Genomic DNA, 26,994 nt, shown 5'->3' on the forward strand with positions numbered 1-26,994 from the left:
ACCTTCCACTCCACGGTGTCCGCCCCCGGGGTCCCCCTGTGCCAACGCGACGGCACGGCTCTTGAAGAGGGGTGTGAGCGTCGGACAGAGGTAGTGGTTCAGGGGTCCAATTCAGTCACGAGGGGGAACACGGATGGGCAAGGCGGCTGGGGCGATGGGGTTGGTCTTCATGGTGGGTACCAGCGTTGTGGGATTGATGGGCGCCACGATGGGCACGGGCATCGAGGCGGGCGTGCTGGGCATGGTGGGCCTGGCCCTCTATGGAGGCAGCGCGCTGCTCAACGGCAAGGCGACGGAGCAGGTCGGCGTCGCGAAGCAGGCGTAAGCGCAGGCTGTAGGGCTGTAGGAATCACGGGGCCCCGGGCCCGGACCGCGACGGGGAAGCGCGGCTTGCGCTTCTCCCCTCCGGCCCGCGGGCCCCCGTTTCACGGCTTCACCGCCGTTGCTTCAGGGCTGACGCCGCTCCGCTTCCGGTGCGTTGCGAGGCTCTGCTTCCGTCAGCAGGCGTGGCGCTTGCGCCTCGGGCACGGGCGGCAGCTCTGCTTCCGCGACGGGCCGGGGCTCCTCGGGGTGTTCGGCTTCCTGACGGCGCAGGCGCAGGGCGCGGCTCCACAGGGCCACGCCGGCCCACGCGCAGAGGGCCGCCACCGGCACGGCGACGGCCTGCGGCCACCACAGCGCCGCGCCCGCGAACAGCAGGGGCACCACGCCCGCGATGAAGACGACCTTGGACTCCGTGCGCCCCAGCTCGCGGTGGTTGGAGACGGCGGCGCCCACCGTGTTGCCCAGGCGCATCGCGCCCGCGGCCGCGCGGCTCACGCTGCCGCGCTGGCCGGAGGCGCCCCGCCGGGAGCGGGGAAGCGGACGCGGGTTCGCGGGCACGAGGCGCCGGTCCCTTCCGCCGAGCACGACCTGCGTCGCGTGCTCCAGGTCCTGCATGTACATGGACTCCATCTGCCGGGCGAAGTGGGGGTCCTCCACCGCCACGTCAATTTCGGAGTTGCCCAGCCAGCTCGCGGGGTTGAGGTTGGAGGAGCCCACGCGCGCCCACAGCCCATCCGCCACCGCCGTCTTCGCGTGGAGCATGGTGCCGTTCCATTCATAGACGCGGATGCCCGCCTCCAGCAGGGGGCGGTAGCCGGCCTGGGTGAGGGGGCGCAGCGCGGGGATGTCGCTGCTGCCGGGCACGAGCAGGCGCACGTCCACGCCGTCGCGCGAGGCGGCCCGCAGCGCCTGCACATAGGCGGCGGTGCCGACGAAGTACGCGTCGGTGAGCCACAGCCGCTTGCGGGCCAGGGACGCGATGAGCTGATCCACGCGGAACAGGCCCGCGCTCCACGGCACTCCGGCCACCACGCGCAGGGCCACGTCCCCCAGCTCCGCCGGGGCGCGGTCGGACAGACAGGCCTCCTCGTCCAACGCGGGCCCCACGGTGCCCCAGCCCTGGGCGAAGGCGCGCACGAGGTCCGCCACGGCGGGGCCGCGGATCTCCAGGCCGGTGTCGCGCCACGGGGCCACGCCCTTCTCCGGGACGCCCAGCCACTTGTGGCTCACGCACAGGCCGGAGACGAAGCCCACCTCGCCGTCCACGGTGAGCGTCTTGCGGTGGTTGCGGCCCAGCCATGCCAGGGGCCTGTCGAACTGGAAGGGATTGAAGCAGCGCACCTCCACGCCCGCGTCGCGCAGCTTGAGCCAGAAGCTCCGGGACGCGTTGCCCTGGCAGCCCAGCCAGTCATAGAGGACGCGCACGCGCACGCCGTCGCGCGCGCGGGCCTCCAGCGCCCGCGCGAAGGAGCGGCCCACGTCGTCATCCTCGATGATGTAGTTCTCGAAGAGGATGGAGTGGCGGGCCAGGTGGATGGCGGAGAGCCACGCGGGGTAGTTCTCACGCGCGTCGCGCAGCAGGTTCACGGCGTTGCCCGGCACGAGCGGTGCGCCCGCGGCCCGGGAGAAGACCTGCTCCGCCAGCCCGCGCTGGGGCCCGCTGATGCCCGTCGATTTCACGATGGCCACGCCGCGTCTCCTCCACGTCCGGATGGGGCGGACACCCTCCTCTACTCCAGGGGAGCGCTGCCCGCGAAGAAGGTCGAAGAAGGTCCTCGATTTGAGGTGCGCTCCCGGGCAGTCCGTCGCAAGCGACCCGCGCTCAGGGCGGCCCCCATCCTCCAGGTGACAGCGAGGGCCTGGAGGGCCTGCCGCCGACCGGGCGCCCTGACGACGGACCGCGGGCGCTGGTGCTGTGCTCCTCGGATGGCGGGCAGGAGGGCGACCGCCTTGTCTGCCTCTACCCGGGCACGGGACTGGACGCGGAGCCCTGTCCTGCACCGTTGCTCGCGCTCCCAGCGGGAAAAAGCGGGCGGCTGTTGTTGTCCAGTGATCAGGCCCGCCACGGCGGGATGGGCACGCCGCCGATTCCGGATGATGCACGGCTGCCACCACCCGGTCAGACCGCGCTCGTGCTGACGAGCGAGGAGGAGACGAAGGCGTGAATGCCACTGCCCCTGCCCTGCCCCGCCTGTCATTCGACTGGAAGGACGGCGCCGACTTCGGCGTCGGCGTGTACCACGAGTGGCTGCTGACCAACGGTCGCGGGGGCTACGCCTCCGGCACGGTGGTGGGTTGCAACACGCGCCGCTACCACGGCCTGTTCATTCCCACGCTGGAGAAGCTGGGCCGCACCGTGTTGATGGCGCGGCTGGAGGAGGTGGCCCTCGTGGAGGGGCAGCGCTACCGGCTCACGTCCGAGGAGCGCGCGGACGGCACGGCGGTGGAGGACGGCGCCCGTCACCTGCGGCACTTCCACCTGGAGGGGCTCATCCCCGTCTGGGATTACGCCGTGGGCAAGGCCCGGCTCCGGCGCCGCTTCGTGATGGTGCACGGAGAGGACACGGTGTTCATCCAGTGGGAGCACCTGGCCGGCCCGGAGGTGACCCTGCACCTGCGCCCCTTCCCGGTGCTGCGCCCGCATGACGGGCCGCTGCCCACGAACGCCGCGGACGCCATCGTCACGCTGCGCGGGCCGCTGGTGGAGCTGCGCATCGGCGAGGACGGTCCCCGGATGCGGATCCGGCTGTACTCAGACGGGCCCACGCCCTTCGTGAGCCTGGAGGAGACGTCCACGCCGCAGCACCTGCGCGTGGAGAAGGCGCGCGGGTATGACTTCACGGAGGTGCAGCACTCGCCGGGCTTCTTCGCCGCCACGCTGAAGCCGGGGGGCACGCTGGGCTTCGGGCTCACCACGCAGAGCGCTGCGAACCTGGAGCGCGAGCCGGCCGTGGTGTTCGAGCGAGAGCTGCTGCGCCAGCAGCGACTGCTGGAGCGCGCCCCGCAGCATGCGCAGACGGGGGTGCCGGCCCGGCTGGTGCTGGCGGCGGATCAATTCATCATCGACCCGCCCCGCCCGGCGGACGCGGCCTGGGCCCGGTCCATGGGCTTGGACGCGCGCAGCGTCATCGCCGGCTACCCATGGTTCACCGACTGGGGCCGGGACACGATGATCAGCCTGGACGGGCTGACGCTGGCCACGGGGCGCTACCGCGAGGCGGCGGCCATCCTGCGCACGTTCCAGCACTACGTGCGCGACGGCCTCATCCCCAACTACTTCCCGGACGGGGAGAACGACGGCGTCTACCACACGGCGGACGCGACGCTCTGGTTCTTCCACGCGGTGGACCGCTACCTGGAGGAGACGGGGGACGACGCGCTCCTGCGCGACCTGTTCCCCACGCTGAGCGACATCGTGGCGCACCACCAGAAGGGCACGCGCTTCCACATCAGGGTGGACCCGACGGACGGGCTCCTGCGCCAGGGACAGGAGGGCTACCAGCTCACCTGGATGGACGCGAAGGTGGAGGGCTGGGTGGTGACGCCGCGCCGGGGCAAGGCGGTGGAGATCAACGCGCTCTGGTTCAATGCCTTGCGTCTGATGGCGGGCTGGGCGCACCGGCTGGGGCAGGACGCGGCCCCGTACCAGGCCGCCGCGGAGCGCGCGCAGGCCAGCTTCAACCAGCGCTTCTGGAATGAGGCGGCCGGGTGTCTCTTCGACGTGGTGGACGGAGAGGACGGCCGCGAGGATCCGCACGTGCGGCCCAACCAGGTGTTCGCCATCTCCCTGCGGCACCCGGTGTTGAAGCGCGAGCGGTGGGCGCAGGTGCTGGACGTGGTGCGGCGCGAGCTGGTGACGCCCGTGGGGCTGCGGAGTCTTGCGCCCGGGAGCAAGGACTACAAACCGAAGTACGACGGCGACCTGCGGGCGCGCGACGCGGCCTATCACCAGGGCACGGTGTGGGGTTGGCTCATCGGCCACTACGTGGACGCGACGCTGAAGGTGACCCCGGACCTGAAGGCGGCGCGCGCGCTGCTGGCGGGCATGGAGGACCACCTGTCGCACGCGGGCATCGGACAGATTTCGGAGATCTTCGACGCGACGGAGCCCTACCATCCGCGCGGCTGCTTCGCCCAGGCGTGGAGCGTGGCGGAGGCGCTGCGGGTGTTCAGCAAGACGAACGTGGGCTGACGTTCAGACCTTTTCAAAACGGAGCGTTGCAAACCATGCGCACTGGACTGACGACCGCGGCCCTCGCCGCCCTGCTGTTGGGCACTTCCCCCGAAGCGAATGGACAGACACCCCGACCGAAGCCGGGACAGGAAGGCAACCTGGCCCCGGGCCGCGCGGGCGACAGTCAGCAGTCGGTGCCGCGCACGGGCGCCATCCCCACGGGTGCGCCCGTGGAGACGGCGCCGCCCAACGTCCCGGAGTTCAAGCCCGCGTTCCCGGGCCAGACGCGCGCGCCCGCGGTGAAGACGCGCACGCCCATCGTGGTGACGGAGCTGGCCTCGGGCTTCAACAAGCCCTGGGCGCTCGCGTTCCTTCCGGATGGCCGCTTCCTCGTCACGGAGAAGCCCACCGGGTCGCTCTACATCGTCACCGCCGCGGGCAAGAAGTCCCCTGCGGTGGCGGGCCTCCCCAGAGTGGATGGTCGGGGACAGGGCGGTCTGCTCGACGTCGAAGTGGGGCCTGACTACGCGAAGAGCGGGCTCATCTACTGGACGTATTACGAGCCGCGTGAGGGCGGCAACGGGCTCGCGGTGGCGCGGGCACGGCTGGTGGACGGACCCAAGCCGCGCATCGAGGGCCTCCAGATCATCTTCCGCATGCAGCCCACGCTCGAGTCGACGTTGCACGCGGGCGGGCGGCTCGTCTTCACTCCGGACGGCAAGCTGTTCGTCGGGCTGGGTGAGCGCTCCATCCTCCCGGGCCGCGTGCAGGCGCAGGACCTCAAGAGCGACTTCGGGAAGATCGTCCGCATCAACCCGGACGGCTCCATCCCCCAGGACAATCCCTTCATGGGCCGCAAGGACGCGCGGCCGGAGATCTGGTCCTCCGGACACCGCAACATCCTCTCCGCGGCGCTGGATGCGCAGCAGCGGCTCTGGGTGGTGGAGATGGGACCGCGCGGCGGCGACGAGCTCAACCGCCCCGAGGCCGGCAAGGACTACGGCTGGCCCACGATTGGCTATGGCGAGGAGTACTCGGGAGAGCCCATCCACAAGACGACGCAGGCCCCCGGCATGGAGCAGCCTGTCTATTATTGGGATCCGGTCATCTCCCCCTCGGGGCTCACCATCTACTCGGGGACGCTGTTCCCCGAGTGGAAGGACAACATCTTCATCGGCGGCCTGTCGAGTCAGGCACTCGTGCGGCTCGTGATGAAGGACGACCGCGTGGTGGGCGAGGAGCGCCTGCTCACGGAGCGCGGCGCGCGGATCCGCGAGGTGGTCCAGGGCCCCGACGGCGCGCTCTACGTGCTCACGGATGATTCGAACGGCCGCCTGTGGAAGCTCACGCCGGGTTGACGTCCAAAATCCCGCCATCCTAAGAAGTCCCCCTGGGGGCAGACGTCGTCACCCGGGGGGAATCCGTGCTCAGGCTGCTCAAGCTCATCCTGCAGGGACGTTTGCTCGAGGCGCTGTGCATGGTCGCGATCGCCGCCCTGATCTGGTGGCTCATCGCCTGGTGGGAGGAGCGGAAGGAGGAGGACGAGGACTCCACTCCAACGCCCAGGGGTCCCACGGAGTCCACCAACGACACCCTGCTGGGCGCCTTCCAGCCGGGCACGGCCCCCAGGTCCCAGGCCGAACTGCCGCCTCCGCGGCAGGGGCTCGCCCTGCTGGGGAAGTGGAAGGCCGCGCTGGTGCTCCTCGCGGCGGGCCCCCTCCTGGCGCTCGGGGTCGCCCTGGTCGTCAGCAACGACGACGGGGGCCAGCTCCACGTCGTGGCCGTCAGCACCCGCCCCTTGAAGGATGTCCGTCTGTCGATGGATGGGGTCTGGGTGGAACCGACCGTTCACATCGGCCAGCACCTCGTCTTTCCGGTGCCGAGCGGGCACCACGAGGTGGTGCTCAAGGACCTGGCGATGGAGCAGCCGCAGCGCTTCGTGCTCGACATCCGCGAGGGTGACTCCCTCCTGTTGTCCATGCATCCTGAGATGTGCGCCGTGCAGATCGACATGTCGTCCCTGACCTACGGCCGGCCCACGCGCTCCACGCCGACCGTGATGGGAGGCGTCGACGTGCGGACGCTCCCCGTGGTGGCCCGCTACATCGACCCGACGGTCCCCGTGGACATCCCCCGGGACGCCTGGCTGTCCTTCCAGGAGCTGCCGAACGAACTGGAGCCGGGCCAGATGGCCAGCCTGCTGACGCCCCTGCCCTGCTCGCTGGCCCAGGACGACCGCAGCACCTGGGCCGCGGTGCGGACGCTCCATTCCGGGCTCAACGATGCGGCACAGCGGGTGGGCTACACGGAGGAGGACCCCACGCGGCAGGAGGTCCAGGGGATGGACAACGGGCAGCTGCTCGACCTCTTCCAGCGCCAGCGGCCCTGAGCGCTCGTCGCGCTGGCCTCGCCCACCCGGCCCTGCGATAGGGTGCGCCCCATGGCGACTGGCCGGTACTGGTTGATCAAGAGCGAGCCCTCCGTCTACGCGTACGCGCAGCTGGAAGCGGACGGCAGGACGCAGTGGACGGGCGTGCGCAACTTCGAGGCGCGCAACAACCTGCGGGCCATGACGCCCGGGGACCTGTGCCTCTACTACCACTCCAACGAGGACAAGGCCGTCGTCGGCGTGGCGTGCGTGCTCACGAAGCCGGGGCCAGATCCCACCGCGCCCGGTGAGGACTGGGCCTGCGTGGAGGTGGGGCCCGTCGTGGCCTTCACCGCCCCGGTGACGCTGGCCACCATCAAGGCCACGCCCGCGTTCAAGGACTTCCCGCTGCTCACCCGCAGCCGCCTGAGCGTGACGCCCACCCCCGAGGAGCACTTCCAGCTGCTGCTCGAGATGAGCCGCACGAAGCTGCCGAAAGCCGCCGCCTCCAAGCCGAAGCCGAAGCCGAAGCCGAAGCCGCGGGCCCGTCCGTGAGCGCCGCGCGCGAAGTCCGCGCCGACTTCGACCGCGCGTCCATCGTGATGTACCAGGCCTATCCGGACGCCATCGCGGACGTGGCGGTGAAGCAGCAGAAGTTCGGCCCGCCCTTCTCCCTGGGCCGGATGACGTGGATCAAACCCAGCTTCCTGTGGCTGATGGAGCGCTCCAACTGGGGCCGCAAGAGCGGACAGGAGCGCACGCTCGCCGTGCGCATCCGCCGCACGGGCTGGGAGGAGGCCCTGGCCAGCGCCGTCCTCACCAGCCATGAGCCCGGAGTCCATCCCTCGCCGGACGCATGGCGGAAGGCGTTCGACGCCGCGCCCGTCATCGTCCAGTGGGATCCGGAGCGCACGTTGCGCGGTGCGGGCCTGCCCCACGACAGCATCCAGGTGGGGCTGAGCCGCGCCGTCATCCAGCGCTTCGTGGAGGAGTGGACCGTGTCCATCACGGACCTGACGCCGCTCGTGCAGAAGCTGCGCAAGCACCTGGACGAAGGCCGCGCGGATCAGGCCACCCGCCTGCTGCCGAAGGAGGCCGTCTACCCGGTGCCGGCGGAGGTCGCCCGCCGCCTGGGGATGTGACGGTGGTGGTCCGCTCCCTGACGCGAGTTGTTATGTTCTGGCGATGACGGACATCCCCGACCTGGACACCCTGCGGGCGACGCTCGAGCGCGTCGACGAGGACATCCTGGATGCGCTCCAGCGGCGCATGGCCCTGGCGGACGACGTGGCGCGCGCCAAGCTGGTGACGGCCTGGCCCTTCCGGGACCCGCAGCGCGAGGACCTGCTCCTGCGCAAGCTGCGCGGCCGGGCGGCGGAGCGAGGCCTGGACCCGCACGAGGTGGAGCGCCTCTACCGCGTCATCCTGGACATGTCCGTGGCCCGTCAGCAGGCGCTGGTGACGAGGCTGGACACCACGCCCCTGCGCGTCGGCTACCTGGGCGTCGAGGGCTCCTACAGCCACCTGGCCGCACGCCAGCGCTACGCCCACCGTCCGGGCGGCGTGCTGCTCACGGGCTTCGACTCCGCCCGGCACGCCGTGGAGGCGCTGAAGCGCGGCGAGCAGGACCTGCTGTTGATGCCCATCGAGAACACCACCGCCGGCAGCATGAACGAGACGTACGACGTGCTCGCCGCGGGCGATGGCGTCATCACCGGCGAAGTCGTGAGCCAGGTGGATCACCGGCTGCTGGGCGTGAAGGGCGCGAAGCTGGAGGACCTGCGCGAGGTGCTGTCGCATCCGCAGGCGCTGGCGCAGTGCGAGGACTACCTGCGCACGCATGTTCCATGGGCCCGCGCGGTGCTGGGGCCGGACACCGCCGTCGCCGCCCGCACGGTGGCGGAGCGCAACGACGTGACGGTGGCCGCCATCGCCAGCGAGTCCGCGGCGAACCGCTTCGGCCTCGTGGTCCTCGCCAGCGACCTGCAGCCCGGCGCGGACTTCACGCGCTTCGTGGAGGTGGGGCGCCAGCCCACGCCGCTCGCGCCGGACGTGCCCTGCAAGACGTCCCTGATGGTGGTGCTGGAGCACCGCCCGGGCGCGCTGGGCCAGGTGCTGCAACGGCTCACGCAGCGAGGGGTGAACCTCTCCAAGCTGGAGTCGCGCCCCATCCCCGGCGCGCCGTGGCAGTACCGCTTCTATCTGGACGTGGAGGGCCACGCCGCGTCCGCGTCGGTGACGGCCGCGCTGGAGGACCTGCGTCCCCTCACGTCGTCGCTGCGCGTGCTGGGCACGTACCCGCGAGCGGAGCCCATCGATGGATGACGGTGGCCCCCGTCGCATCGCCTTCCAGGGAGAGCGGGGCGCGTACGGCGACGAGGCCGCGCGCGCCTTCTTCGGTCCCTCGGCGGTGTTGGTCCCCTGCCCCAGCTTCCGCGCGGTCTTCGAGGCGGTGGCGGAGGGCCGCGTGGACGGCGGCGTCGTGCCCATGGAGAGCGCGCTCGCGGGACCGGTGGCGGAGGTGGTGGACCTGCTCCTGGAGTTCACGCCGCGCCTGTCCGGAGAGCTGCGCCTGCGCGTTCGCCACTGCCTGCTGGCGCCGCCGGGCCGCCCGCTCGCGAGCCTCACCCGAGCGCTGTCGCATCCCCAGGCGCTGGCACAGTGCGCGAGCTGGCTGCGCCGGCACGACCTCCAGCCGGTGCCGGAGGTGAACACCGCGGTGGCGGCACGGCGCGTGAGCGAGGAGGCCCCGGAGGGCACGGCGGCCATCGCCAGCCGCGCCGCGGCGGAGCTGTACGGCCTGGCCATCGTCGCGGAGGGCATCGAGGACTCACCGGACAACGCCACCCGCTTCCTCGCGGTGGGCCCGGCCCTGCCTCCACGGCCCGGCACCCGGTGGAAGACGTCCCTGGTGCTCACCTTGAACGACGGGCCCGGCGCGCTCGCGAGCGTGCTGGGGGCCTTCGCCGCGCGAGGGGTGAACGTCGCGCGGCTGGAGTCACGCCCGGGCGGCGTGCGCGCCTGGGACTACCGCTGGTGCCTGGACGTGGACGGCGCGCAGGACGTGCCAGAGGTGCGCGCCGCCCTGGAGGAGGCCCGGAGCGTGTGTACGTCGCTCCAGGTCCTCGGCAGCTACACGGTCAGCGACTGACCTGCGCGGCAGGGGCCTTGCTGGCCGTCCCGTCGCCGTTCTTCACGGCCTCCGTGTACGCGCCGCGCACGATGGTCGTGTAGCGCTGCAGCGCGCCCAGCTGCTCCAGGCGCAGCGCCTGCGGCCCGTCGCACAGGGCGATCTCCGGGTGCGGGTGGAAGTCCACCAGCACCATGGACGCGCCCGCGATGAGCCCCTGCCCGATGGCGTGGAAGATGTCCGGCAGCCCGTCCGGCGGGGCCTCCGCGCGACCGATGGCGTGCGAGGGGTCCACGCACACCGGCATGCGGGTGAGCCTGCGCACCACGGGCACGTGCGCGAAGTCCACCATGTTGCGGTGCGGGTCGCCCAGGTGCGTCTTCACGCCGCGCAGACAGAAGACGATCTTCGGGTTGCCCTCGCTCGCCACGTACTCGCACGCGTTGAGGGACTCCTCCAGCGTGATGCCCATGCCGCGCTTGAAGAGCACCGGGAAGGCGCGCTGCTGGCCAATGCTCTTGAGCAGCTCGAAGTTCTGCGCGTTGCGCGTGCCCACCTGGAGCATGACGCCCGTGGGGTTTCCCGCCTGCTTGAGCGCGTCGTTGATTTCGTCGATGTGGCGCGGGTTCGTCACCTCCATCGCGACGACCTTGATGCCGTGCTTGCCCGCGGACTCGAACACCCACGGCAGGCACTTGGCGCCCAGGCCCTGGAACTCGTACGGGTTGGTGCGCGGCTTGTACGCGCCCATGCGCGTGGTGTTGATGCCGCAGCGCGCGAGCGCCGCCATCATCGAGTCCACGCTCTCCAGCGAATCCACCGCGCACAGGCCCGCGAAGATGTTCACCGAGCGGTCGTCGAAGGTGACGCCGTTGTACTCGAAGCCCGCCGTGGTGCGCTGGCCGCCATGCCGGCCGATGATCCGGTACTTCTGCGACACGCGCACGACCTGGCGCACGCCGGGCAGCTGCTGGAAGGGCTCCAGCGGCACCTGCGCGGTGGAGCCCAGCAGGTACAGCTCCGTGATGGTGGACTCGGCGCCCTGGACCACGTGCGCGCGGGGGGTGACGCCCTCGTACTGCGAAGCGAGGTGGAGGACGGCGTTCACGACGGATTCCGGGGAATCCGGCTCGAGCATCACGATCATGCGAAGGGTTCTCCTGAAGAAAGGCGACTGCTCGGCATTGAACACCGCCGTTGCGCCCTTTCCCTCCGCCTTTATAGGAAAATTATACGGAATAAGCTCAGGAGGTGGCGGGGCGCAACCGGATCGCCAGGTGCGCGTAGTGCTCCTGTTGCGCAGGATCTCCCAGGTGCTCCCACACATCCGCCAGGGCCCTGGCGACCTCGACGTAGGCGGGAGACAGCTCGAGTGCCAGCTCGAAGGTCTGTCTCGCCAGCCGGTAGCGGGCCTTGTCCGGCCGCCGCCCCTGGGTGAGGAGCGCGTTGCCCAGGTGGTAGACCTCGATGGCGGCGGCCTCGCGGTAGCCGGGGGTGGGGTTGAGCTGGACGGCGCGCTCCATCAGGAGGGCGGCGGCTTCGGGCTCCCCCAGCGCCAGTTGGCAGAGCGCGGCTTCACGGTGCGGGTCCGCCGCGGTGGGGTCCAGCTCGATGGCGTGCTGGAAGTCCTTCAGGGCCTCTTCGTTCCGCCCCAACTGCTTGAGCGCGAAGGCCTTCGCGGTGAGCGCGGGGAAGTGGCGGGGATCCACGGCGAGGACCTGATCAAAGGACTGGACCGCGGCCTGGTGGTCGCCAGCCATGGAACGGTGGACGCCCTCATTGAATGCCGCGAACAACAACGACCTGGACATCGATCCCCCAGCGGACAGGGTGGCGCGCCGCGCGACCGCACGCGGCCGAAAGCGCAAGCCTGTCACCCGGGGTGTCCGCTCTGCAAAGGCGCGCCCCGTCCCCGGCTGATGGCACCCATCGCGTTTCCGCGTTCGAGTTCGTCAACGCGCTGCGGCTGGGTCCTTGCGAAGCGTGATGGAGGTCTGCCGCAAGGTCTCCGGCAGCGCCAGCCGCGCGTCCTGCGTAGGCAGACGTCGCGCGGCCTCCAGGATGGCGGCGACATCGAGAGGGCCCTTCCCGGTCACGAGGATGAAGCGCTCGAAGCCCGGCGCATCATCCAGTGCGTAGGCCTGGGACAGCGGCACCGCGCCACCGGGTTGGAGCGCGGTGGAATCGCCAGGATGCGCGGGGAAGTGCAGCGTCACGACGCCGCGTCCATCGAGCGACACCACCACGCCATGCGATTGATCCGCCGCGAGGTAGCTCAACTGCAACACGTCCCCCGCCCGGGCGAAGGCGCCATCGGAGAGCAGCTCCGCACCCCCTGCCCCCTGACGGTGGATCCACATCCGGGCATCGCCCTTGATGCGCACCGTCTCTCCCAGCACGGACGCCAAGGGAGGCGCTGAGACGAAGTCCTCCGGAAGCCCGCGGGACGCGTCCCACACGAGCACTGCCAGCATCGCGGCCACGGGAGCCCCGAGCGCGAACCACCGGCCCGCACCCGACCCCGCGTGTGAAGGAGGAGCGGCCTGCCGTCTCAACTCCTGTCCCCGACGGCGCCGCTCGACCTCGGCCGCGACCCGGGCGGGCGGATACGCCTCCAGGATGCGGCGGGTGTCCGTGCGCAGCGCGTCCAACCACGCGCGGGCATCAGGGTCCCGAGCCAGCAGCGCTTCCACCTCCGCGCGCTCGTGCGCCGACAGCTCGTCCAGGAGGAAGCGCTCCAGCCGCCAGCCAGGCAGGCGAGCGCGGGGCGGCAGGTCATCTGGGTCTCCTCGTCTCACGAGCAACCCAACACCGCGCGTTGGAGGGAGTGTCACCCCCGCGCCTCTTCCTCCAGGGCCGCGACGAAGCCGGTCGTGAAGTCCGGGTAGCGCGGCGTCCAGCCCAGGGCCTCCAGCTTCGCGGCGAGGATGGCCCGGTCTCCGCGCAGGGACTCGTGGAGCGACGCCAGGGGCACCCGGGGGGGCATGGGCAGGCCCAGGTGCTGACTGAGCCAGGCCGCCGTCTCCTCCTGCGTCGCGGGGCGTCGGTCGGCCGCGCAATACACCTCGCCCGGAGCGCCCCGTTCGAGCACCACGCGCACCGCGTCCACCAGATCATCCACGTGGATGCGGGACAGCCGTCCCCCACCCGACTCGGGGATGCGCAGCGTGCCCGCCTTCAGCCGGCCCGTGGTGCCGCGCCCTGGACCGTAGATGCCCGCGATGCGCAGCACGCTCGCGCCCAGCGGCAGGAAGCGCGCCTCCGCCTCCAACCGGGCCCGAGCGACAGCCGAAGTCGTATCCACGGGCGTCGTCTCATCCACCTGTCCCCGTGCGGCGCCATACACGCCCGTGGACGACAGGTAGACGAGCCGGGAAGGCCGTGCGCGCGAAAACACGTCGGCGAAGTGCGCATCCAGCCCGGCGTCCGGAGGCACGGAGTCGACGACGTGCGCGCCCGGAGTCCGCGACAGCGCATCGTCGAGCGGCAGCACCCGCACGCCCGCGCCCTCCAGCACCGCGCGGCGCGTGGCGTCCCGCGTGGTGGCGATCACCTCGCGTCCGGACCGGGCCTGCACCAGGGCCCACCGGGTCAGCGTATAGCCACAGCCGAGCAGCACGAGCGGAGCGGTCATGGCCCACGCGATATCGGGCAACCCCTGCCACGCGCAAGCAAACGGCCCTCCTTCCGTCATCCGGAAGAAGGGCCGTGGTGCCTTGAGGGGCCTCCCGCATCACGAGGATGCGGGAGGGACAGCGCTAGAACTCAGCGCTCGCGCGAGGATCGATGATCCCGCACTCCTTGATCTTGTAGAGCAGCGCCTTGTAGCTGATGCGCAGCTTGCCGGCGGCGCGGCGCTTGTTCCACGCGGTCCGCTGGAGCATGGACAGGATGGCCTCGCGCTCGGCGAGCATCGCGGCGTGCTTGCCAATGTCCTTGAGCGACAGCTCCCCGGTCGGAGGCGGCGGAGGCGGCGGCTGCGGCGCGTCGAACGGGTTGGCGTAGCGCTGCGGCGCAGGCGGCGTCACGGCGGCGTTGAACGTCTGGGCGTCCGACGCCACGGCCACCGGCACGGGCGTCATCGAGGTGCCGCGCGCGGGCATCTCCAGCACCTGCACGCCCGAGTTCGAGGACGGGCCATGCGAATGCGACGGCGGGGACGCGAAGACGCGCGCGGACTCCTCGTGATGGTAGTGGCGCGACGGCGGAGGGCTGAAGTCATCACCGCCGAAGGACGTGGGCAGCGACGGAGCGCTCGCCGGGGTCCGGCCACCGCCGTGGATCTCATCCAGCACCAGCGTGGGGTCCTTCAGCACGCACAGGCGGCGAACCATGTTCTCCAGCTCGCGCACGTTGCCCGGCCACTCGTAGCTGGTGAAGGCGTGGAGCACCTCGGTGGGCAGCTCGGAGATGCCCTCCATGAAGCCCTTGCCGTACTTCTTCAGGAAGTGGTCGGTGAGGGGGACCACGTCCTCGCGGCGCTCGCGCAGGGGCGGCAGGCGGATGGCCACGACGTTGAGGCGGTAGTAGAGGTCCTCGCGGAAGTTGCCGAGCGCGATCTCCTTCTCCAGGTCGCGGTTCGTCGCCACCACCACGCGGCTGTCCACGCGGACGCTCTTCTTGCCACCGACGCGGAAGAACTCCTCGTCCTGCAGCACCTGGAGCAGCTTCGCCTGGAGGCGGATGGCCATCTCGCCAATCTCGTCCAGGAAGATGGTGCCCTGATCCGCCAGCTCGAACTTGCCCGGCTTCTCCGCCGTGGCGCCCGTGAAGGCACCGCGCTCGTGGCCGAACAGCTCGCTCTCCAAGAGCTCGCCCGGCAGCGCCGCGCAGTTCACCTTGATGAAGGGACGGCCATGGCGCTGGCTGCGCGCGTGGATTTCACGGGCAATCACTTCCTTGCCCGTGCCGGACTCACCGAGCAGCAGCACCGGCACGTCCGTGTCCGCGATGCGCTCCACCAGCGCGCGGGCCCGGCGCATGGCCGGTGACGTGGAGATGAGCACGCGGGCCTCCGCCGCGGCCTCCGCCCGCGTCAGCACCACGCGGGGCGCGGGCGCGGCGGTCTGCCGCTCCGGCACGCGGGTCCCCAGGGCACGCGCGAGCACGTCCTGCAGCTCGTCGTTGCCAAAGGGCTTCGCCAGATAGTCGGAGGCGCCCATCTTCAGGGCGCGAACCGCATCGTCCGCGCCGGACAGCGCGCTCAGCACGATGACCGGGGCGTTGCCGCCATTGCTCCGGTAGCGGCGCAACACCTCCAGGCCGCTCATCTCCGGCATCACCACGTCCAGGAGGACCGCGTCGAAGGAGCCCCCGGAGAGCATCTCCAGCGCCTGCGAACCACTCGACGCACACCGCACCTGGTAACCCGAGCTGCCCAACAGCTCGGACAGGAACGTGCGCACCGACTCTTCGTCATCCACCACCAGCACCGCGATCCGATCCATCCCCACGCCTCCGCTCGCCCTGTGCATCAAACCCTCGTGATCAGCATCAAATCGACAACAGCCGGGCCGGACCGGCCGCCCGCCGAATCTCGCGTGTACGCCTCAAGGTCTGCAGTGCCGCGCTCAGCAACTGGGTGGGAGCCCCCACCGTGTCCGGGAAGCTCACCGCTCCCAGCTCCAGCGCCGTACGCACCACGCGACCCTCCATCTGGAACCTCGCTGCCTCGAACCGTGCTTCCACCCGCGCCAGCACCTCGGGCACCGACTCCGCGGGCGTCCCCGGCAGCAGCATGGCGAACTCGCTGTCCCCCACCCGCGCCACCGCATCCGCCTCGCGCACCGTCTGCCCCAGCACCACCGCGCTGTAGACGAGCAGCCGCTCCGCCATCGCCCTGCCGTGCTCCTTGCGCACCGCGCTCCACCCGCTCACCTCCGCCGCCACCACGGAGAAGCTGCCCCCGTAGCGCTCGGTGCGGCGGGCCTCCAGCCCGATGAGGGCCAGCAGGAAGGGCCGGTTGTAGAGCCCCGTCACCGGATCATGGAGCGCCAGCGCCGTGCCGGCCTCCTCGCCCGCCGCCACGCGCTCCACGGCCTGCTTGAGCTTCATCTGCGCGTGCAGCTTCATGGACAGCTCCGGGCCGTCCACCGTGCGCGCCACCACGTCCACGCACTGCCCCTTCTCCACGCAGAAGCGCCAGGCGTCCCGGTCGTGTGAATCCACCAGGTACATCATGGGCACCGTGCCCCGGCTCACCTGCCGCAGCCGCCGCGCCACCTGCAGCGCGCCGTAGTCCGGCGGCTGCGCGGCGAGCAGCACCGCGTCCGGGCGGATCACCTCGAAGAGCGGCACCGCCGCATCGAAGCGCGTCAGCGGCACCACGCGGAAGCCCGCCTCACCCAGCAGCGCCCGGGTGCGCTCCAGATCCTCCGCCCGAGGCTCCACCAGCAACACCGTAGGAGGCTGGCCCGACTTTCCCGTCCGCTTGCGCTTCAAGCCCACCGCCGTGCCCTCCTTTCCAGCATTTTCTGCCCCACCGCCCCTCCCGACCGCCCAGATTTACAGCCCCGCTACTTCTGCGCCCTTCGTATCCCCTCGGATTTCTTGGAGAAGGGCACTTTGTTACCCATCCTGGCCCACGGTTTTAGCAATGGGTGTGCCATTCATCACCCCACGCAGGCGGGCCTCCAGGACCTCGGCGGCCACGCGGTGCTTGAAGACGGGCACGCCCTCGATGAGGACGACCGGGATGTCGTTGCGCCAGGTCTCGAACAACTCAGGGCTCTGGCGGATGTCCGTGATGTACAGCTCGAAGGGCACCCGTGCCCGGACCTGCTCCACCACGGCGAGTGCCTTCTCACAGAGGGAGCAACTGGGTTTCGAGTAGATATCGACACGCATGCGTTGCAGGATGGGCGTTCGATGCGCGGCGTGTCTGGTGATTTTTCGACGATGCCCCTCAAGGACCTGGTCGTCCACCTCGGGAATCGCCGGGCCACCGGCACCCTGAACGTGGAGCGGGGAGACGTGCGCAAGCAATTGCTCCTGCGCGAAGGCCACGTCATCACCGCCAGCTCCAACCAGCCGCGCGAGTACTTCGGTCAGTTCCTCATCAACATGGGGCACCTGACGGAGGACCAGCTGGATCGCGCGTTCGCCACCCAGGCGGAGACGCACATCCTGTTGGGGAAGATCCTCATCATGACGGGCTCCGTGACGGAGGCCACCGTGCGCACCACGCTCTCCCACAAGTTCCGGGAGATGCTGCTGGACGCCTTCACCTGGGAGGAAGGCGGCTTCGACTTCCGCGCCACGGATGACGCCCCGGAGCTGGAGGGCCTGGACGTCAGCGTGGACCTGCTGGACGTGCACCGCGAGGGCGAGTTCCGCGAGACAGCGTGGCAGGCCATCCGCGCGGTGTTCCCCTCCGGCGCGGTGCGGCTGGAGATCAACGAGCGCAAGCTGACGGACCTCAAGGCGGGCAGCATGGACGACCGCATCGTCCAGCTCGCGCGCGAAGGTCACAGCATCGACGGCATCGCGCTCGCCCTGCACGCCACCGACTTCTTCCTCTACCAGCGCCTCTACGCGCTCTACCGGCAGGACGCGCTGAAGGTGTCGGACGAGGCGCCCCTGCCCGCCCCGGAGCGCGGCGCGCCCACCGTGGTGGTGGTGGAAGAGGATGACGACGACGACGCGGCCGGAGGCATCATCGGCTCCGAGTCCTCGTCGGACGAGGTGCTCCAGGCCGCCCAGCTCTTCCTCGACGCGGGCAACCTGCGCGACGGCGAGGCGCTGGCCCGCCGGGCGCATGAGATTGCCCCGTCCGAGCACACCCAGAAGCTGCTGCGCGACGCGGAGGCCCGGCTGCTCGCGGACCTGCGCAAGGCGCTGATGGAGCCCTCGCGGGTGCCGACGCTGTTGGTGGCGGCGCCGCACCTGAAGACGCTGCCCCTGTCCTCACCGGAGCGCTACCTGCTGTCGCGCATCGACGGGAAGCGGGACGTGGCGGCCATCGTGCACGTCTCGCCGCTTCAAGAATTGGAAGCGCTGAAGTTCTTCCAGGGCTTCGTGGACACGGGGCTCGTGAAGCTCACCCCGCGTCCGCTGTCCTGAAGCGGCGCCTGCGGGAGCGTCAGTGCTTGCCGGCGGCGCCGGCCGGGGCCGTCACTTCCACGGGCGCGGGGATGCGCTCCAGCGCCAGGCGCAGCGCCTCGCGGCCCAGGTAGGAGCCGCGGATGCGCCACTTGGGCTCGTTGACGATGAGCGCGGCCACGGCGACGCGCGGGTTGTCCTTGGGCGCGAAGCCCACGAACCACGAGTAGTCGCGGAAGGGCTCGCGGTCCGCGAGCGTGCCCGTCTTGCCCACGGCGTCCGGCACCTGGAAGCCGCGCTCGCGGAAGACGCTGCGCGCGGTGCCGTGGGTGACGGTCTCCTCCAGCATCCGCGTGAGCTCGCGCGCGGCGGTGGGCGTGAGCACGGGCTCCGGCTCCGGCGCCGGCATGAAGGCCTCGGGCTCCACCAGCACCGGATCCACCCAGCGGCCGTCGTTGGCGGCCACCGCGGCGAGCAGCGCGCCGTGCAGCGGCGACAGGTACACGTCCCCGAAGCCCGCGCCGGTGTTGGCCAGCGCGAAGCCGTCCTCCGGGATGTAGGCCAACGACACGTCCAGGGGCTGGGCGAACGGAATCTCGCGGTTGAAGCGCATGCGCGCCGCCATCCGCTTGAGGGCGTCCGCGCTCAGGTGCTTGTTCGTCAGCTTCGCGAAGATGACGTTGGCGCTCTTGCCCATGGCCAGCGCGAGCGAATAGCAGGCGCCGTCACGGTCGCTGTCCTGCAGCTGCCGCTCCGACAGGCTGCGCTTGCCGCCGTGGAAGCACGCCTCGGTGTCGGGGGACACGCCGGCCTCCAGGAGCGCGCTGCCGGTGACGATCTTGAAGATGCTCGCGGCGGGGAACACCGCGCGCACGGGCAGCCCGCGCAGCTCCGGCTTCGCCTCCGAGTGCTCCGCCATCGCCAGGACGCGGCCCGTGGAGGGATCCAACACCACCGCGGCGCCGTAGGGCACCTGGTAGTTCTGCATGATCTTCGTGAGCGACGCCTGGAGCCCCGGGTCGATGGTGAGCACCTGATCCGGAGCGCTCTTGCCGCCCTTCACCACCAGCTTGCCGCCCTCCAGCTTCGCGCGTGCCACCAGGTCCTGCGCGCGGGGCAGCCCCTGCAGCTTGCCGAACGGCGGCGCCTTCTCCCGCGAGGGCACCGGCTGCGGCGGCACCATGCCGGGCTCGAACGTGAGGTCGCCCTTCTGCGTGAGCGCCTCCGCCAGCGCGCGGGCATCCACCGGCCGCGGCTCGTCTGGCGAGGGTGCTGACACGGAGGCGGCCTCGGCCTCCACCCGCTCCACCAGCGCACGGGCTCCCACCGGGCCCGCGTCCGTGCCCATCGCCTCCACGGCCGCCGCCAGCGTCTGGGCGTCGGAGGGGACAGCGGGAGTCGTCACGGACGGCGCGGAGCCCGCATCGGGGCCCGGCGCCGAGGCGCCCAGCAACATCGAGAGGGGAAGCAGCGGCAGGGCGGCGAGGAGGCGGCGAATCGTCAAGGTAAGGGGCTCTCCTTGGGGGGCAGGGAGCAAGCCGTCGAATCCTAGTCGCTGGCAGGCCGCTGTCCACGGCCTGCTCCCTCGACTGCTCGCCATCGTCCGGGAGAAACCTGGGAAGGGGCCTGCAGGTCCAGTAGGGTCCTGTGCACCTTGGACGGACCTAAAGAGATTGTGGTGATCTGGGCGGCGGAGCTGCGCAGGGCCGTGCGCAGTGGGCGCGCGCTCGTGCTGCTCGGGCTCTACAGCATGTTCTCCGCGCTGGTGCTGCTCGTCGTGGGCTTCGTGACCCGCGAGCTGCAGGGCCAGGTGAACAACAAGCTGCAGGAGGTCGGCGCCGACGCGGAGGTCACCGCGCGCGCCGCGGACGAGCTGCACCGCGGGGTGCTGGGCTTCCTCACCAGCAACGACGCCGCGATGATGGAGGCCCTGGCGCAGGTGCCCATCGTGGTGCTCGTCGTCTTCAAGATCTCCCTCTTCTTCCTGCCGGCCTACATCGCGCTGATGGGCTTCGACCAGGTGAGCGGCGAGGTGGGCCCGCGCTCCATCCGCTACCTCACCGTGCGCGCGCGCCGCTCGTCGGTGCTGCTGGGCAAGTTCCTCTCCCAGGCCACGCTGCTGCTGGCGCTGGTGCTGGTCATCGACCTGGCCATCTTCGTCTACGCGCGCATCCTCAACCCCGACTTCGGCTTCGCGGTGCTGGTGGTCAACCTGCTGAAGTTCTGGACCGCCACGATCGTCTTCTCGCTGGCGTACGTGGCCCTCACCACCCTGTGCTCCAGCCTCTTCCGCAGCCCGGCCGTGAGCCTCGTCTTCAACTTCATCCTGCTGTTCGTCTTCTGGCTGATGGACTCCGTGGCGCGCGCCCCGACCGAGACCAACTCCTTGCGCTTCCTGCGCTACCTGTCCCCGTCCAACTACTCGGGCAACCTGCTGCACCCGAGGCTCGCCGAGTTCGCCGGAAGCGGCGCGGCCTATGCCGCCTTCGCGGCCATCTTCCTGGTGGGCGCCTACGGCGTCCTGCGCGCGAGGGACCTGTGAGCGAGCTGGCCATCGAACTGACCCGCGTCTCCAAGCACTTCGGCCCCAAGGTCGCCGTCAACGCGGTGAGCCTCCAGGTGCGCCAGGGGGACGTGTTCGGCCTCATCGGTCCCAACGGCGCCGGGAAGACGACGACGTTCTCCATGATGTGCGGCTACCTCTACCCGTCCGAGGGCTCGCTCCAGGTGATGGGCGTGTCGCCCACCACGCCCGGCGCCCTCAAGGGCCGCGTGGGCGCGCTGCCCCAGGACGCGGTGCTGCCGCCGGGCTGGGAGGTGGGCGCGCTGCTCATGTACTGGGCCCGCCTGTCCGCCCTGCCCCAGCCCGAACACGAGGCGCGCAGCGCCCTGGAGAAGGTGGGGCTGATGGAGGCCTGGAAGGTCCAGACGCAGGCGCTCAGCCACGGCATGGCCAAGCGGGCCGCCATGGCCCAGGCCCTCATGGGCAGCCCGCCGCTCGTGCTCCTGGACGAGCCCACCGCGGGACTCGACCCGCGCATCGCCGCGCAGGTGCGTCAGCTCATCAAGGACATGAAGGGCACGCAGACCGTCGTCGTCTCCAGCCACAACCTCCAGGAGCTGGAGGAGCTGTGCGACGCGGCCGCCATCCTCGACAAGGGGTCGCTCGCGCAGGCCGGCACCATGGCGGAGCTCACCGGCCAGGGCGCCGAGTTCCGCGTCCAGATTGCCCGGGGCGACGTCATCATCCCGGAGATCAACGCCCTGCCCGGCGTCACCGACGCGCGCATGGAAGGCCCGGACGTGCTGCGGGTGCGCTTCGACGGCCAGGCCCAGAAGGCCGAAGAGGTCATCAGCCGCACCGTCGGCCACCTCATCCAACACCAGGTGCTGATCCTCGGCGTCAGCCGGGGCCGCCGCCTGGAGGACCGCGTCCTCCAGCTGCTGTAGGCCCGTGGCCTACGGGCGCTCACCCTGCCTTGCGCACCCAGCCCACATAGTGGGCGCCGCGCCGCTCCAGGCGGACAAGTTCATTGCCAGTGGCCTCGCACCACGCGGGCAGGTCCGCTTCCAGCCCGCGGTCGGTGGACAGCAGCTCCACCAGCGTCCCGGGGGCCAGCCGCCGCATCGCCTTGGCAATCTCCAGGATGGGCACCGGGCAGAGCGCCCCGGAGGTATCCACTCGCACACCGGCTTCCATGGCCTTGCATCCTGACATGGGCCCCGAACGACCGGGGACACGCCTTGAGAGGGAATTTCGCTCCACACCGCGTCGTTGTCCGCCCCTTCGAGGCCTCTGGATCAGGCGGACGCGGGCTGTCGTAGCGGCTTGCGTGTCTGGAAATCCCTCTGTTAAGTACCCCGCCCTTTCCCTACCCAGACACCCGCTTGGGCCCTCGGAGTCGGACCTATGGCGCAGGAGCATTCCCAACCCATGAAGCCCAATGTCATCGTGGCCCTGTTGGTGGGCCTGGTGCTCGGGTTCGTTGGCGGCCGTGCCGCCAGCGGCTCGAAAGCCACCACCCCCAGCAACACCCCCTCCGTAGCGCAGGCGGCCAAGCCGGCGCGTCAGGTGGACCCCACCGTCTTCAAGGTGCCCGTCGAGGGCGCCCCGGTGAAGGGCAGCGTCAACGCGCTCGTCACCCTCGTGGAGTTCTCTGACTACGAGTGCCCGTTCTGCAGCCGCGCGCACGACACCGTCGTGAAGCTCCAGAAGGACTACGGCAGCAAGCTGCGCGTGGTGATGCGCCAGAACCCGCTGTCCTTCCACGCGAACGCGAAGCCCGCGGCCCTCGCGGCGCTCGCGGCCGGTGAGCAGGGCAAGTACTGGGACATGCACGACCTGCTCTTCGCCAACAACAAGAAGCTGGACGCGGCGAGCCTGGAGTCCTACGCGAAGCAGATCGGCCTGGATGTGGCGAAGTGGAAGGCGGACATGGAGCAGTCGCGCCTGTCCGACGCCATCTCCAAGGACCAGACCCTGGCCTCGCAGCTGGGCGCCAACGGCACGCCGGCCTTCTTCATCAATGGCCGCTTCCTGTCGGGCGCGCAGCCCATCGAGAACTTCAAGGGCCTCATCGACGAGGAGCTCGCCAAGGCCGAAGGCCTCGTGAAGAGCGGCGTCGCCCCGTCGCAGGTCTACGCGCGCATCATGGAGAAGGGCGTCGAGCGCGCCCCCTCGCGTCCCGCCCAGGGCCAGGAGCCCGTGGCCGCCGCGAAGAAGATTGAAATCCCCGCGAACGCGCCCTCCTTCGGCCCGGCGACCGCGAAGGTCACCATCGTGGAGTGGTCCGACTTCGAGTGCCCGTTCTGCAGCCGCGTGGGGCCCACCCTCACCCGCATCAAGGAGACCTACGGCAAGGACGTGCGCGTGGTCTTCCGCCACCAGCCGCTGTCGTTCCACAAGAACGCGAAGCCCGCCGCCATGGCCTCCATGGCCGCGCACGAGCAGGGCAAGTTCTGGGAGATGCACGACAAGCTCTTCGCCAACCAGCGCGCGCTGGATCGCGCCTCCCTGGACAAGTACGCCGAGGAGCTGAAGCTGGACATGAGCCGCTTCAAGGCGGCGATGGACGGCAACAAGTTCGACGCGCAGATTGAGGCGGACATGGCCGCCGGCGCCGCGGCGGGTGCCAACGGCACGCCGGCCTTCTTCCTCAACGGCCGCTTCCTGTCGGGCGCGCAGCCCTTCGAGGCCTTCAAGCCCATCATCGACGAGGAGATCGCCAAGGCCGACAAGGCGCTCGCCGCCGGCACCAAGGCGGAGGACCTCTACGCGAAGCTGAACCAGGACAACGTGAACGCGGCGCCTGCCGCTCCCGCGGCCCCCGCCGAGCCGGCCGTGCAGAAGGTGGACGTGGGCAACGCCCCGGTGCGCGGTGCCGCCAAGGCCCCCGTGACCATCGTCGCCTGGTCTGACTTCGAGTGCCCCTTCTGCAGCCGCGCCGTGCCGACGCTCGAGCAGGTGGAGAAGGAGTACAAGGGCAAGGTGAAGATCGCCTTCAAGCACCAGCCGCTGTCGTTCCACAAGAACGCGAAGCCCGCCGCCATGGCCTCCATGGCCGCGCACGAGCAGGGCAAGTTCTGGGAGATGCACGACAAGCTGTTCGCCAACCAGCGCGCGTTGGATCGCGAGTCCCTGGACAAGTACGCGAAGGAGCTGAAGCTGGACATGGCGAAGTTCAAGGCCGCCATGGACAGCAACAAGTTCGACGCGCACATCGAAGCGGACATGGCCGCTGGCAGCGCGGTGGGCGCCAACGGCACCCCCACCTTCTTCGTCAACGGTCGCACCCTCGTGGGCGCCCAGCCCTTCGATGCCTTCAAGCGGGTCATCGACGAGGAGCTGAAGAAGGCCGGCGTGGTGATGGCGGCGGACGCGAAGTAGTCCGCCCCCGCGTCACCGAAGCCTGAAAAGCACCGAGGCCGTCGGCTCCCACAGCGGGAACCGACGGCCTTCGTGTTTCCAGCGCCTGCGGTGCAGGACGTCAGGAGACGGCGATGGCGTCGATCTCCACCTTGGAGCCGCGCGGCAGCGCGGACACCTGCACGGTGGCGCGGGCCGGGGGCGCGCCGGTGAAGGAGCGGCCGTACACCTCGTTCACCTTGGCGAAGTCGCCCAGGTCGGTGAGGAAGATGGTGCAGCGCACGACGTGGGAGAAGTCCAGGCCGCTCGCGGCGAGCACGGCCTTGAGGTTCTCCATCACGCGCTCGGCCTGCGCGACGACGTCACCGGGGACGATCTCCATCGTCTTGGGGTCCAGGGGAATCTGACCGGACAGGAACGTGAGCTTCCCGGCGTCCACCTGCACGGCCTGGGAGTAAGGGCCAATGGCCTTGGGGGCGTCGTCGGAGTGGATTGCCTTGCGCGCCATGCAGCACACCTCGGGTGAGGCGGCCCTGGGGACACCAGGGGCCGCGGGTCCGCCGCGCGCTGTAGCACATCCCGCCTGAAGTTAGATTCGCTCGACGGAGTAGACGCCGGTGAGCCGCTCGATGGAGCGCATCAGGTCCGTGAGCTGCTTGAGGTCGGAGATGGTGACCTCGAAGGTGTTCACCGCCCGGTCATCGCCGGTGGCCCGGCAGTTCGCCTGGGAGATGTTCACGCTCTTCTTGGAGAACGTGTGGGTGATGTCCGCCAGCAGGCCCGGCCGGTCCGCCGTCAGCACCCGCAGCGTGACGGGCCGCTTGAAGTCGCCCTTCACGTCCCAGGACACGTCCACGCGCCGCTCGGGGTCGGTGGCCAGCGCCTTCTCACAGCCCACCGTGTGCACCGTCACGCCCCGCCCCCGGGTGATGAACCCCGCGATGGGGTCCCCGGGAACGGGGTTGCAACAGCGCCCGAAGCGCACCAGCACGTCGTCCACGCCGCCAATCTGGACGCCGCTGCGGCTGTTGCGGCCCACCAGCCGCTTGGCCAGGTCCGTCATGCGCGACAGGCCCGGCAGCATGGACGTGTTGCCCGTCCCATTGCCGTTGCCATTGCCGTTGCCGTCCGACATGCGCGGGGGCGGCTCCGCCTGCGCCAGCTTGTCCTGCGGCACGATGCGCTGCACCAGCTGCTGCGGCGTCACCTTGCCGTAGCCAATGGCCACCAGCAGGTCTTCCTCGACGCGGAAGCCCAGCTCCTCGGCGACCTTCTTGAGCTCGCCGGACTTCATCTGCTTGTTGAAGTTGAGCTGGAAGCGCTTGAACTCGCGCTCCACCAGCTCGCGGCCCAGCTGCAGGCTCTTGTCCCGCTGCTGCTGCTTGATGAAGCCGCGGATGCGCTGCTGCGCGCGGCTCGTCTTGACGAAGGTGAGCCAGTCCTTGGACGGGTGCGCCTGGGGGCTCGTCAGCACCTCCACGGTGTCGCCGTTCTTCAGCTTGTAGCGCAGCGGGACGATCTTCCCGTTCACCTTCGCGCCCACGCACCGGCCGCCCACGTCCGAGTGGATGGCGTACGCGAAGTCCACCGGCGTCGCGCCGCGCGGCAGGCTGCGCACGTCGCCCTTGGGCGTGAAGACGAACACCTCGTCGGTGAAGAGGTCCACCTTCACCGTCTCCAGGAACTCCTTGGGGTCCTTGAGGTCCTGCTGCCACTCCATGAGCTGGCGCAGCCAGGCGAACTTCTCGTCGTCCTTGGAGATGGGCGCGCGGCCCTCTTTGTAGGCCCAGTGCGCCGCGATGCCCTCTTCGGCGATCTTGTGCATCTCCGCGGTGCGGATCTGCACCTCCACGCGCTCGCTCAACGGACCAATCACCGTGGTGTGCAGGGACTGGTACATGTTGGGCTTGGGGATGGCGATGAAGTCCTTGAAGCGCCCCGGCACCGGCTTCCACATCTGGTGCACCATGCCCAGCGCCTCGTAGCAGGCGGGCACCGCGGGCGCGATGATGCGGAAGGCGATGATGTCGTGGATCTGATCGAAGTCGATGCCCTGCGACTTGATCTTCTTCCAGATGCTGTAGACGTGCTTGAAGCGGCCGCTGACGTCGCCCTTGAGCCCGCGCTCCTGGAGCTTGGCGCGCATCAGGTCGCAGGTGTCCTCGATGTACGCCTCGCGCTCCTTCTTGCGCTTGTTGAGCTGCTCCTCCAGCGCGAAGAACTCCTGCGGCTTCACGTAGCGGAAGGACAGGTCCTCCAGCTCCGTCTTGATCCAGGAGATGCCCAGCCGGTTGGCCAGGGGCGCGTAGATGTCCAGCGTCTCCTGTCCGATGCGGGCCTGCTTCTCCTCGGACATGTGATCCAGCGTCCGCATGTTGTGCGTGCGGTCCGCCAGCTTCACGAGGATGACGCGGATGTCCTGCGCCATCGCGATGATCATCTTGCGGAAGTTCTCCGCCTGCTTCTCCTCCTGGGAGAGCGTCGCGGACGCGGAGAACTTGGACAGCTTCGTCACCCCGTCCACGAGCTGGGCGACCTCCGGCCCGAACAGCTCCGTGAGCTCCTCCGCCGTGGCGAGCGTGTCCTCGATGGTGTCGTGGAGCAGGCCGGTGACGATGGACGCCTCGTCCAGCTTGAGCTCCGCGAGGATGCCCGCCACCTCCAGGGGGTGAATCAGGTAGGGCTCACCGGACTTCCGGAGCTGCCCCTGGTGGACCTTGGCCGAGTAGACGTACGCCTTCTTGATGATGTCCAGGTCGGGGTCCGGGTGGTACGACGCAACCCGCTGCAGGATGTCGTTCAGGCGAATCATCGAGGCGGTGGCAATCGTAACTGCCCTAAACAGCAGGGGCAACGTTACCCTGGAACATCGCACTTCCTTCACGGGCGTTGGAGCCCGTGGCGCGGGCCTACACCCCCCGCCGGCTTTCATTGACCCGACGATTCGCGCCCCCCTAGATTGGCCCCCCGCTCATGTCTCAGCTCCTGCTGTCCGCGCTCCCGGTGGTCTGCCCGAACTGTGACGGCTACAACCCGCCACGCTCGGCCACCTGCGTGCTGTGCGGCCAGCACGCAGGTGGCCGAGCGTGGCG

25 protein-coding genes are annotated in these 26,994 nt (G+C 70.1%); 13 read left to right on the top strand and 12 right to left on the bottom strand.

Going from position 1 to position 26,994, the window contains the following annotated elements; genetic code table 11:
• The first annotated feature begins 133 nt into the window (after window positions 1–133).
• Window positions 134–325 (top strand): hypothetical protein, encoded by a 192-nt coding sequence (locus D7X12_RS18990; protein ID WP_120626688.1) that lies wholly within the window; start codon window positions 134–136, stop codon window positions 323–325.
• 122 nt (window positions 326–447) lie between these two features.
• Here the strand turns inward: D7X12_RS18990 and D7X12_RS18995 are convergent, their stop codons facing one another.
• Window positions 448–2,013 carry a phospholipase D-like domain-containing protein gene (locus tag D7X12_RS18995; RefSeq protein ID WP_120626689.1) on the bottom strand — a complete coding sequence of 522 codons (1,566 nt, stop codon included), beginning with the start codon at window positions 2,011–2,013 and terminating at the stop codon, window positions 448–450.
• A gap of 221 nt (window positions 2,014–2,234) precedes the next feature.
• On the opposite strand from D7X12_RS18995, the gene D7X12_RS42480 reads away from it, so the two are divergent.
• The 8 genes from D7X12_RS42480 (at window position 2,235) to D7X12_RS19030 (ending at window position 10,017) form a co-directional block, all read left to right on the top strand.
• A complete protein-coding gene (locus D7X12_RS42480) occupies window positions 2,235–2,489 on the top strand; it encodes a hypothetical protein (RefSeq protein WP_147443720.1) in 255 nt (84 codons plus the stop codon).
• Window positions 2,486–4,516, top strand: a complete 2,031-nt coding sequence (locus D7X12_RS19000; protein WP_120626690.1) for an amylo-alpha-1,6-glucosidase — start codon at window positions 2,486–2,488, stop codon at window positions 4,514–4,516. Before D7X12_RS42480 ends, D7X12_RS19000 begins: the two co-directional genes overlap by 4 nt.
• Before the next feature lie 35 nt (window positions 4,517–4,551).
• A complete protein-coding gene (locus D7X12_RS19005) occupies window positions 4,552–5,856 on the top strand; it encodes a PQQ-dependent sugar dehydrogenase (RefSeq protein ID WP_120626691.1) in 1,305 nt (434 codons plus the stop codon).
• Between the two features lie 65 nt (window positions 5,857–5,921).
• Window positions 5,922–6,887: a hypothetical protein gene (locus D7X12_RS19010; protein WP_120626692.1), complete on the top strand. Its 966-nt coding sequence runs from the start codon at window positions 5,922–5,924 to the stop codon at window positions 6,885–6,887.
• Window positions 6,888–6,938: 51 nt separating this feature from the next.
• Window positions 6,939–7,421: an EVE domain-containing protein gene (locus tag D7X12_RS19015; protein WP_120626693.1), complete on the top strand. Its 483-nt coding sequence runs from the start codon at window positions 6,939–6,941 to the stop codon at window positions 7,419–7,421.
• Window positions 7,418–8,008 carry a DUF4291 domain-containing protein gene (locus D7X12_RS19020; protein ID WP_120626694.1) on the top strand — a complete coding sequence of 197 codons (591 nt, stop codon included), beginning with the start codon at window positions 7,418–7,420 and terminating at the stop codon, window positions 8,006–8,008. Before D7X12_RS19015 ends, D7X12_RS19020 begins: the two co-directional genes overlap by 4 nt.
• A gap of 43 nt (window positions 8,009–8,051) precedes the next feature.
• Entirely contained in the window at window positions 8,052–9,191 is a 1,140-nt protein-coding gene (gene pheA, locus D7X12_RS19025; protein WP_120626695.1) for a prephenate dehydratase, read from the top strand.
• Window positions 9,184–10,017 (top strand): prephenate dehydratase, encoded by an 834-nt coding sequence (locus tag D7X12_RS19030; protein WP_120626696.1) that lies wholly within the window; start codon window positions 9,184–9,186, stop codon window positions 10,015–10,017. The genes pheA and D7X12_RS19030 overlap by 8 nt, the downstream gene beginning before the upstream one ends.
• Here D7X12_RS19030 and D7X12_RS19035 read toward each other — a convergent pair.
• The 7 genes from D7X12_RS19035 to D7X12_RS19065 form a co-directional block, all read right to left on the bottom strand.
• Entirely contained in the window at window positions 10,007–11,143 is a 1,137-nt protein-coding gene (locus D7X12_RS19035) for a 3-deoxy-7-phosphoheptulonate synthase (RefSeq protein WP_120626697.1), read from the bottom strand. The genes D7X12_RS19030 and D7X12_RS19035 overlap by 11 nt on opposite strands.
• A 97-nt stretch (window positions 11,144–11,240) precedes the next feature.
• Window positions 11,241–11,756, bottom strand: a complete 516-nt coding sequence (locus D7X12_RS19040; protein WP_439329378.1) for a tetratricopeptide repeat protein — start codon at window positions 11,754–11,756, stop codon at window positions 11,241–11,243.
• A 192-nt stretch (window positions 11,757–11,948) separates the two neighbouring features.
• Window positions 11,949–12,794, bottom strand: a complete 846-nt coding sequence (locus D7X12_RS19045) for an anti-sigma factor (protein ID WP_244224640.1) — start codon at window positions 12,792–12,794, stop codon at window positions 11,949–11,951.
• Window positions 12,795–12,826: 32 nt separating this feature from the next.
• The gene (locus D7X12_RS19050; RefSeq protein WP_120626699.1) at window positions 12,827–13,630 is read right to left on the bottom strand and encodes an NAD-dependent epimerase/dehydratase family protein; all 804 of its coding nucleotides are present in this window, start codon (window positions 13,628–13,630) and stop codon (window positions 12,827–12,829) included.
• Window positions 13,631–13,754: 124 nt separating this feature from the next.
• Window positions 13,755–15,443, bottom strand: coding sequence for a sigma 54-interacting transcriptional regulator (locus D7X12_RS19055; protein ID WP_120626700.1), 1,689 nt, complete (start codon window positions 15,441–15,443; stop codon window positions 13,755–13,757).
• Between the two features lie 46 nt (window positions 15,444–15,489).
• Window positions 15,490–16,443 (bottom strand): GGDEF domain-containing protein, encoded by a 954-nt coding sequence (locus D7X12_RS19060; protein ID WP_208719139.1) that lies wholly within the window; start codon window positions 16,441–16,443, stop codon window positions 15,490–15,492.
• A gap of 120 nt (window positions 16,444–16,563) precedes the next feature.
• On the bottom strand, window positions 16,564–16,842 hold the full coding sequence (locus D7X12_RS19065) for a glutaredoxin family protein (protein ID WP_120626702.1): 279 nt from the start codon (window positions 16,840–16,842) through the stop codon (window positions 16,564–16,566).
• Window positions 16,843–16,863: 21 nt separating this feature from the next.
• Between D7X12_RS19065 and D7X12_RS19070 the strand changes: the two genes are divergently transcribed.
• Complete coding sequence (locus tag D7X12_RS19070) at window positions 16,864–18,057, top strand: DUF4388 domain-containing protein (protein WP_120626703.1); 1,194 nt, start codon at window positions 16,864–16,866, stop codon at window positions 18,055–18,057.
• 19 nt (window positions 18,058–18,076) lie between these two features.
• On the opposite strand, the gene D7X12_RS19075 is transcribed toward D7X12_RS19070, so the two are convergent.
• The gene (locus D7X12_RS19075; protein ID WP_439329379.1) at window positions 18,077–19,492 is read right to left on the bottom strand and encodes a penicillin-binding transpeptidase domain-containing protein; all 1,416 of its coding nucleotides are present in this window, start codon (window positions 19,490–19,492) and stop codon (window positions 18,077–18,079) included.
• A gap of 219 nt (window positions 19,493–19,711) precedes the next feature.
• Between D7X12_RS19075 and D7X12_RS19080 the strand changes: the two genes are divergently transcribed.
• Window positions 19,712–20,578 (top strand): ABC transporter permease, encoded by an 867-nt coding sequence (locus tag D7X12_RS19080; RefSeq protein ID WP_244224642.1) that lies wholly within the window; start codon window positions 19,712–19,714, stop codon window positions 20,576–20,578.
• Complete coding sequence (locus D7X12_RS19085; protein WP_120626706.1) at window positions 20,575–21,486, top strand: ABC transporter ATP-binding protein; 912 nt, start codon at window positions 20,575–20,577, stop codon at window positions 21,484–21,486. The genes D7X12_RS19080 and D7X12_RS19085 overlap by 4 nt, the downstream gene beginning before the upstream one ends.
• 19 nt (window positions 21,487–21,505) lie before the next feature.
• On the opposite strand, the gene D7X12_RS19090 is transcribed toward D7X12_RS19085, so the two are convergent.
• The gene (locus tag D7X12_RS19090; RefSeq protein ID WP_120626707.1) at window positions 21,506–21,736 is read right to left on the bottom strand and encodes a sulfurtransferase TusA family protein; all 231 of its coding nucleotides are present in this window, start codon (window positions 21,734–21,736) and stop codon (window positions 21,506–21,508) included.
• Between the two features lie 234 nt (window positions 21,737–21,970).
• Between D7X12_RS19090 and D7X12_RS19095 the strand changes: the two genes are divergently transcribed.
• Window positions 21,971–23,923 (top strand): DsbA family protein, encoded by a 1,953-nt coding sequence (locus tag D7X12_RS19095; protein ID WP_120626710.1) that lies wholly within the window; start codon window positions 21,971–21,973, stop codon window positions 23,921–23,923.
• Window positions 23,924–24,023: 100 nt separating this feature from the next.
• On the opposite strand, the gene D7X12_RS19100 is transcribed toward D7X12_RS19095, so the two are convergent.
• Both D7X12_RS19100 and D7X12_RS19105 read right to left on the bottom strand, forming a co-directional pair.
• Window positions 24,024–24,410 carry a RidA family protein gene (locus D7X12_RS19100; RefSeq protein WP_120615792.1) on the bottom strand — a complete coding sequence of 129 codons (387 nt, stop codon included), beginning with the start codon at window positions 24,408–24,410 and terminating at the stop codon, window positions 24,024–24,026.
• Window positions 24,411–24,491: 81 nt separating this feature from the next.
• On the bottom strand, window positions 24,492–26,714 hold the full coding sequence (locus D7X12_RS19105; protein ID WP_120626708.1) for a RelA/SpoT family protein: 2,223 nt from the start codon (window positions 26,712–26,714) through the stop codon (window positions 24,492–24,494).
• Window positions 26,715–26,994 lie beyond the last annotated feature (280 nt).

Origin of the sequence: Corallococcus sicarius, from assembly GCF_003611735.1 — a bacterium.
Taxonomy (GTDB): Bacteria; Myxococcota; Myxococcia; order Myxococcales; family Myxococcaceae; genus Corallococcus; species Corallococcus sicarius.

Bases quoted from the DNA above. Each gene is read 5' to 3' on its own strand.
- D7X12_RS18990 (WP_120626688.1), top strand. From the start codon at position 134: ATGGGCAAGGCGGCTGGGGCGATGGGGTTGGTCTTCATGGTGGGTACC.
- D7X12_RS19005 (WP_120626691.1), top strand. From the start codon at position 4,552: ATGCGCACTGGACTGACGACCGCGGCCCTCGCCGCCCTGCTGTTGGGC.
- D7X12_RS19015 (WP_120626693.1), top strand. From the start codon at position 6,939: ATGGCGACTGGCCGGTACTGGTTGATCAAGAGCGAGCCCTCCGTCTAC.
- pheA (WP_120626695.1), top strand. From the start codon at position 8,052: ATGACGGACATCCCCGACCTGGACACCCTGCGGGCGACGCTCGAGCGC.
- D7X12_RS19030 (WP_120626696.1), top strand. From the start codon at position 9,184: ATGGATGACGGTGGCCCCCGTCGCATCGCCTTCCAGGGAGAGCGGGGC.
- D7X12_RS19035 (WP_120626697.1), bottom strand. From the start codon at position 11,143: ATGATCGTGATGCTCGAGCCGGATTCCCCGGAATCCGTCGTGAACGCC.
- D7X12_RS19040 (WP_439329378.1), bottom strand. From the start codon at position 11,756: ATGGCTGGCGACCACCAGGCCGCGGTCCAGTCCTTTGATCAGGTCCTC.
- D7X12_RS19050 (WP_120626699.1), bottom strand. From the start codon at position 13,630: ATGACCGCTCCGCTCGTGCTGCTCGGCTGTGGCTATACGCTGACCCGG.
- D7X12_RS19055 (WP_120626700.1), bottom strand. From the start codon at position 15,443: ATGGATCGGATCGCGGTGCTGGTGGTGGATGACGAAGAGTCGGTGCGC.
- D7X12_RS19065 (WP_120626702.1), bottom strand. From the start codon at position 16,842: ATGCGTGTCGATATCTACTCGAAACCCAGTTGCTCCCTCTGTGAGAAG.
- D7X12_RS19070 (WP_120626703.1), top strand. From the start codon at position 16,864: ATGCGCGGCGTGTCTGGTGATTTTTCGACGATGCCCCTCAAGGACCTG.
- D7X12_RS19075 (WP_439329379.1), bottom strand. From the start codon at position 19,492: ATGTTGCTGGGCGCCTCGGCGCCGGGCCCCGATGCGGGCTCCGCGCCG.
- D7X12_RS19090 (WP_120626707.1), bottom strand. From the start codon at position 21,736: ATGGAAGCCGGTGTGCGAGTGGATACCTCCGGGGCGCTCTGCCCGGTG.
- D7X12_RS19095 (WP_120626710.1), top strand. From the start codon at position 21,971: ATGAAGCCCAATGTCATCGTGGCCCTGTTGGTGGGCCTGGTGCTCGGG.
- D7X12_RS19100 (WP_120615792.1), bottom strand. From the start codon at position 24,410: ATGGCGCGCAAGGCAATCCACTCCGACGACGCCCCCAAGGCCATTGGC.
- D7X12_RS19105 (WP_120626708.1), bottom strand. From the start codon at position 26,714: ATGATTCGCCTGAACGACATCCTGCAGCGGGTTGCGTCGTACCACCCG.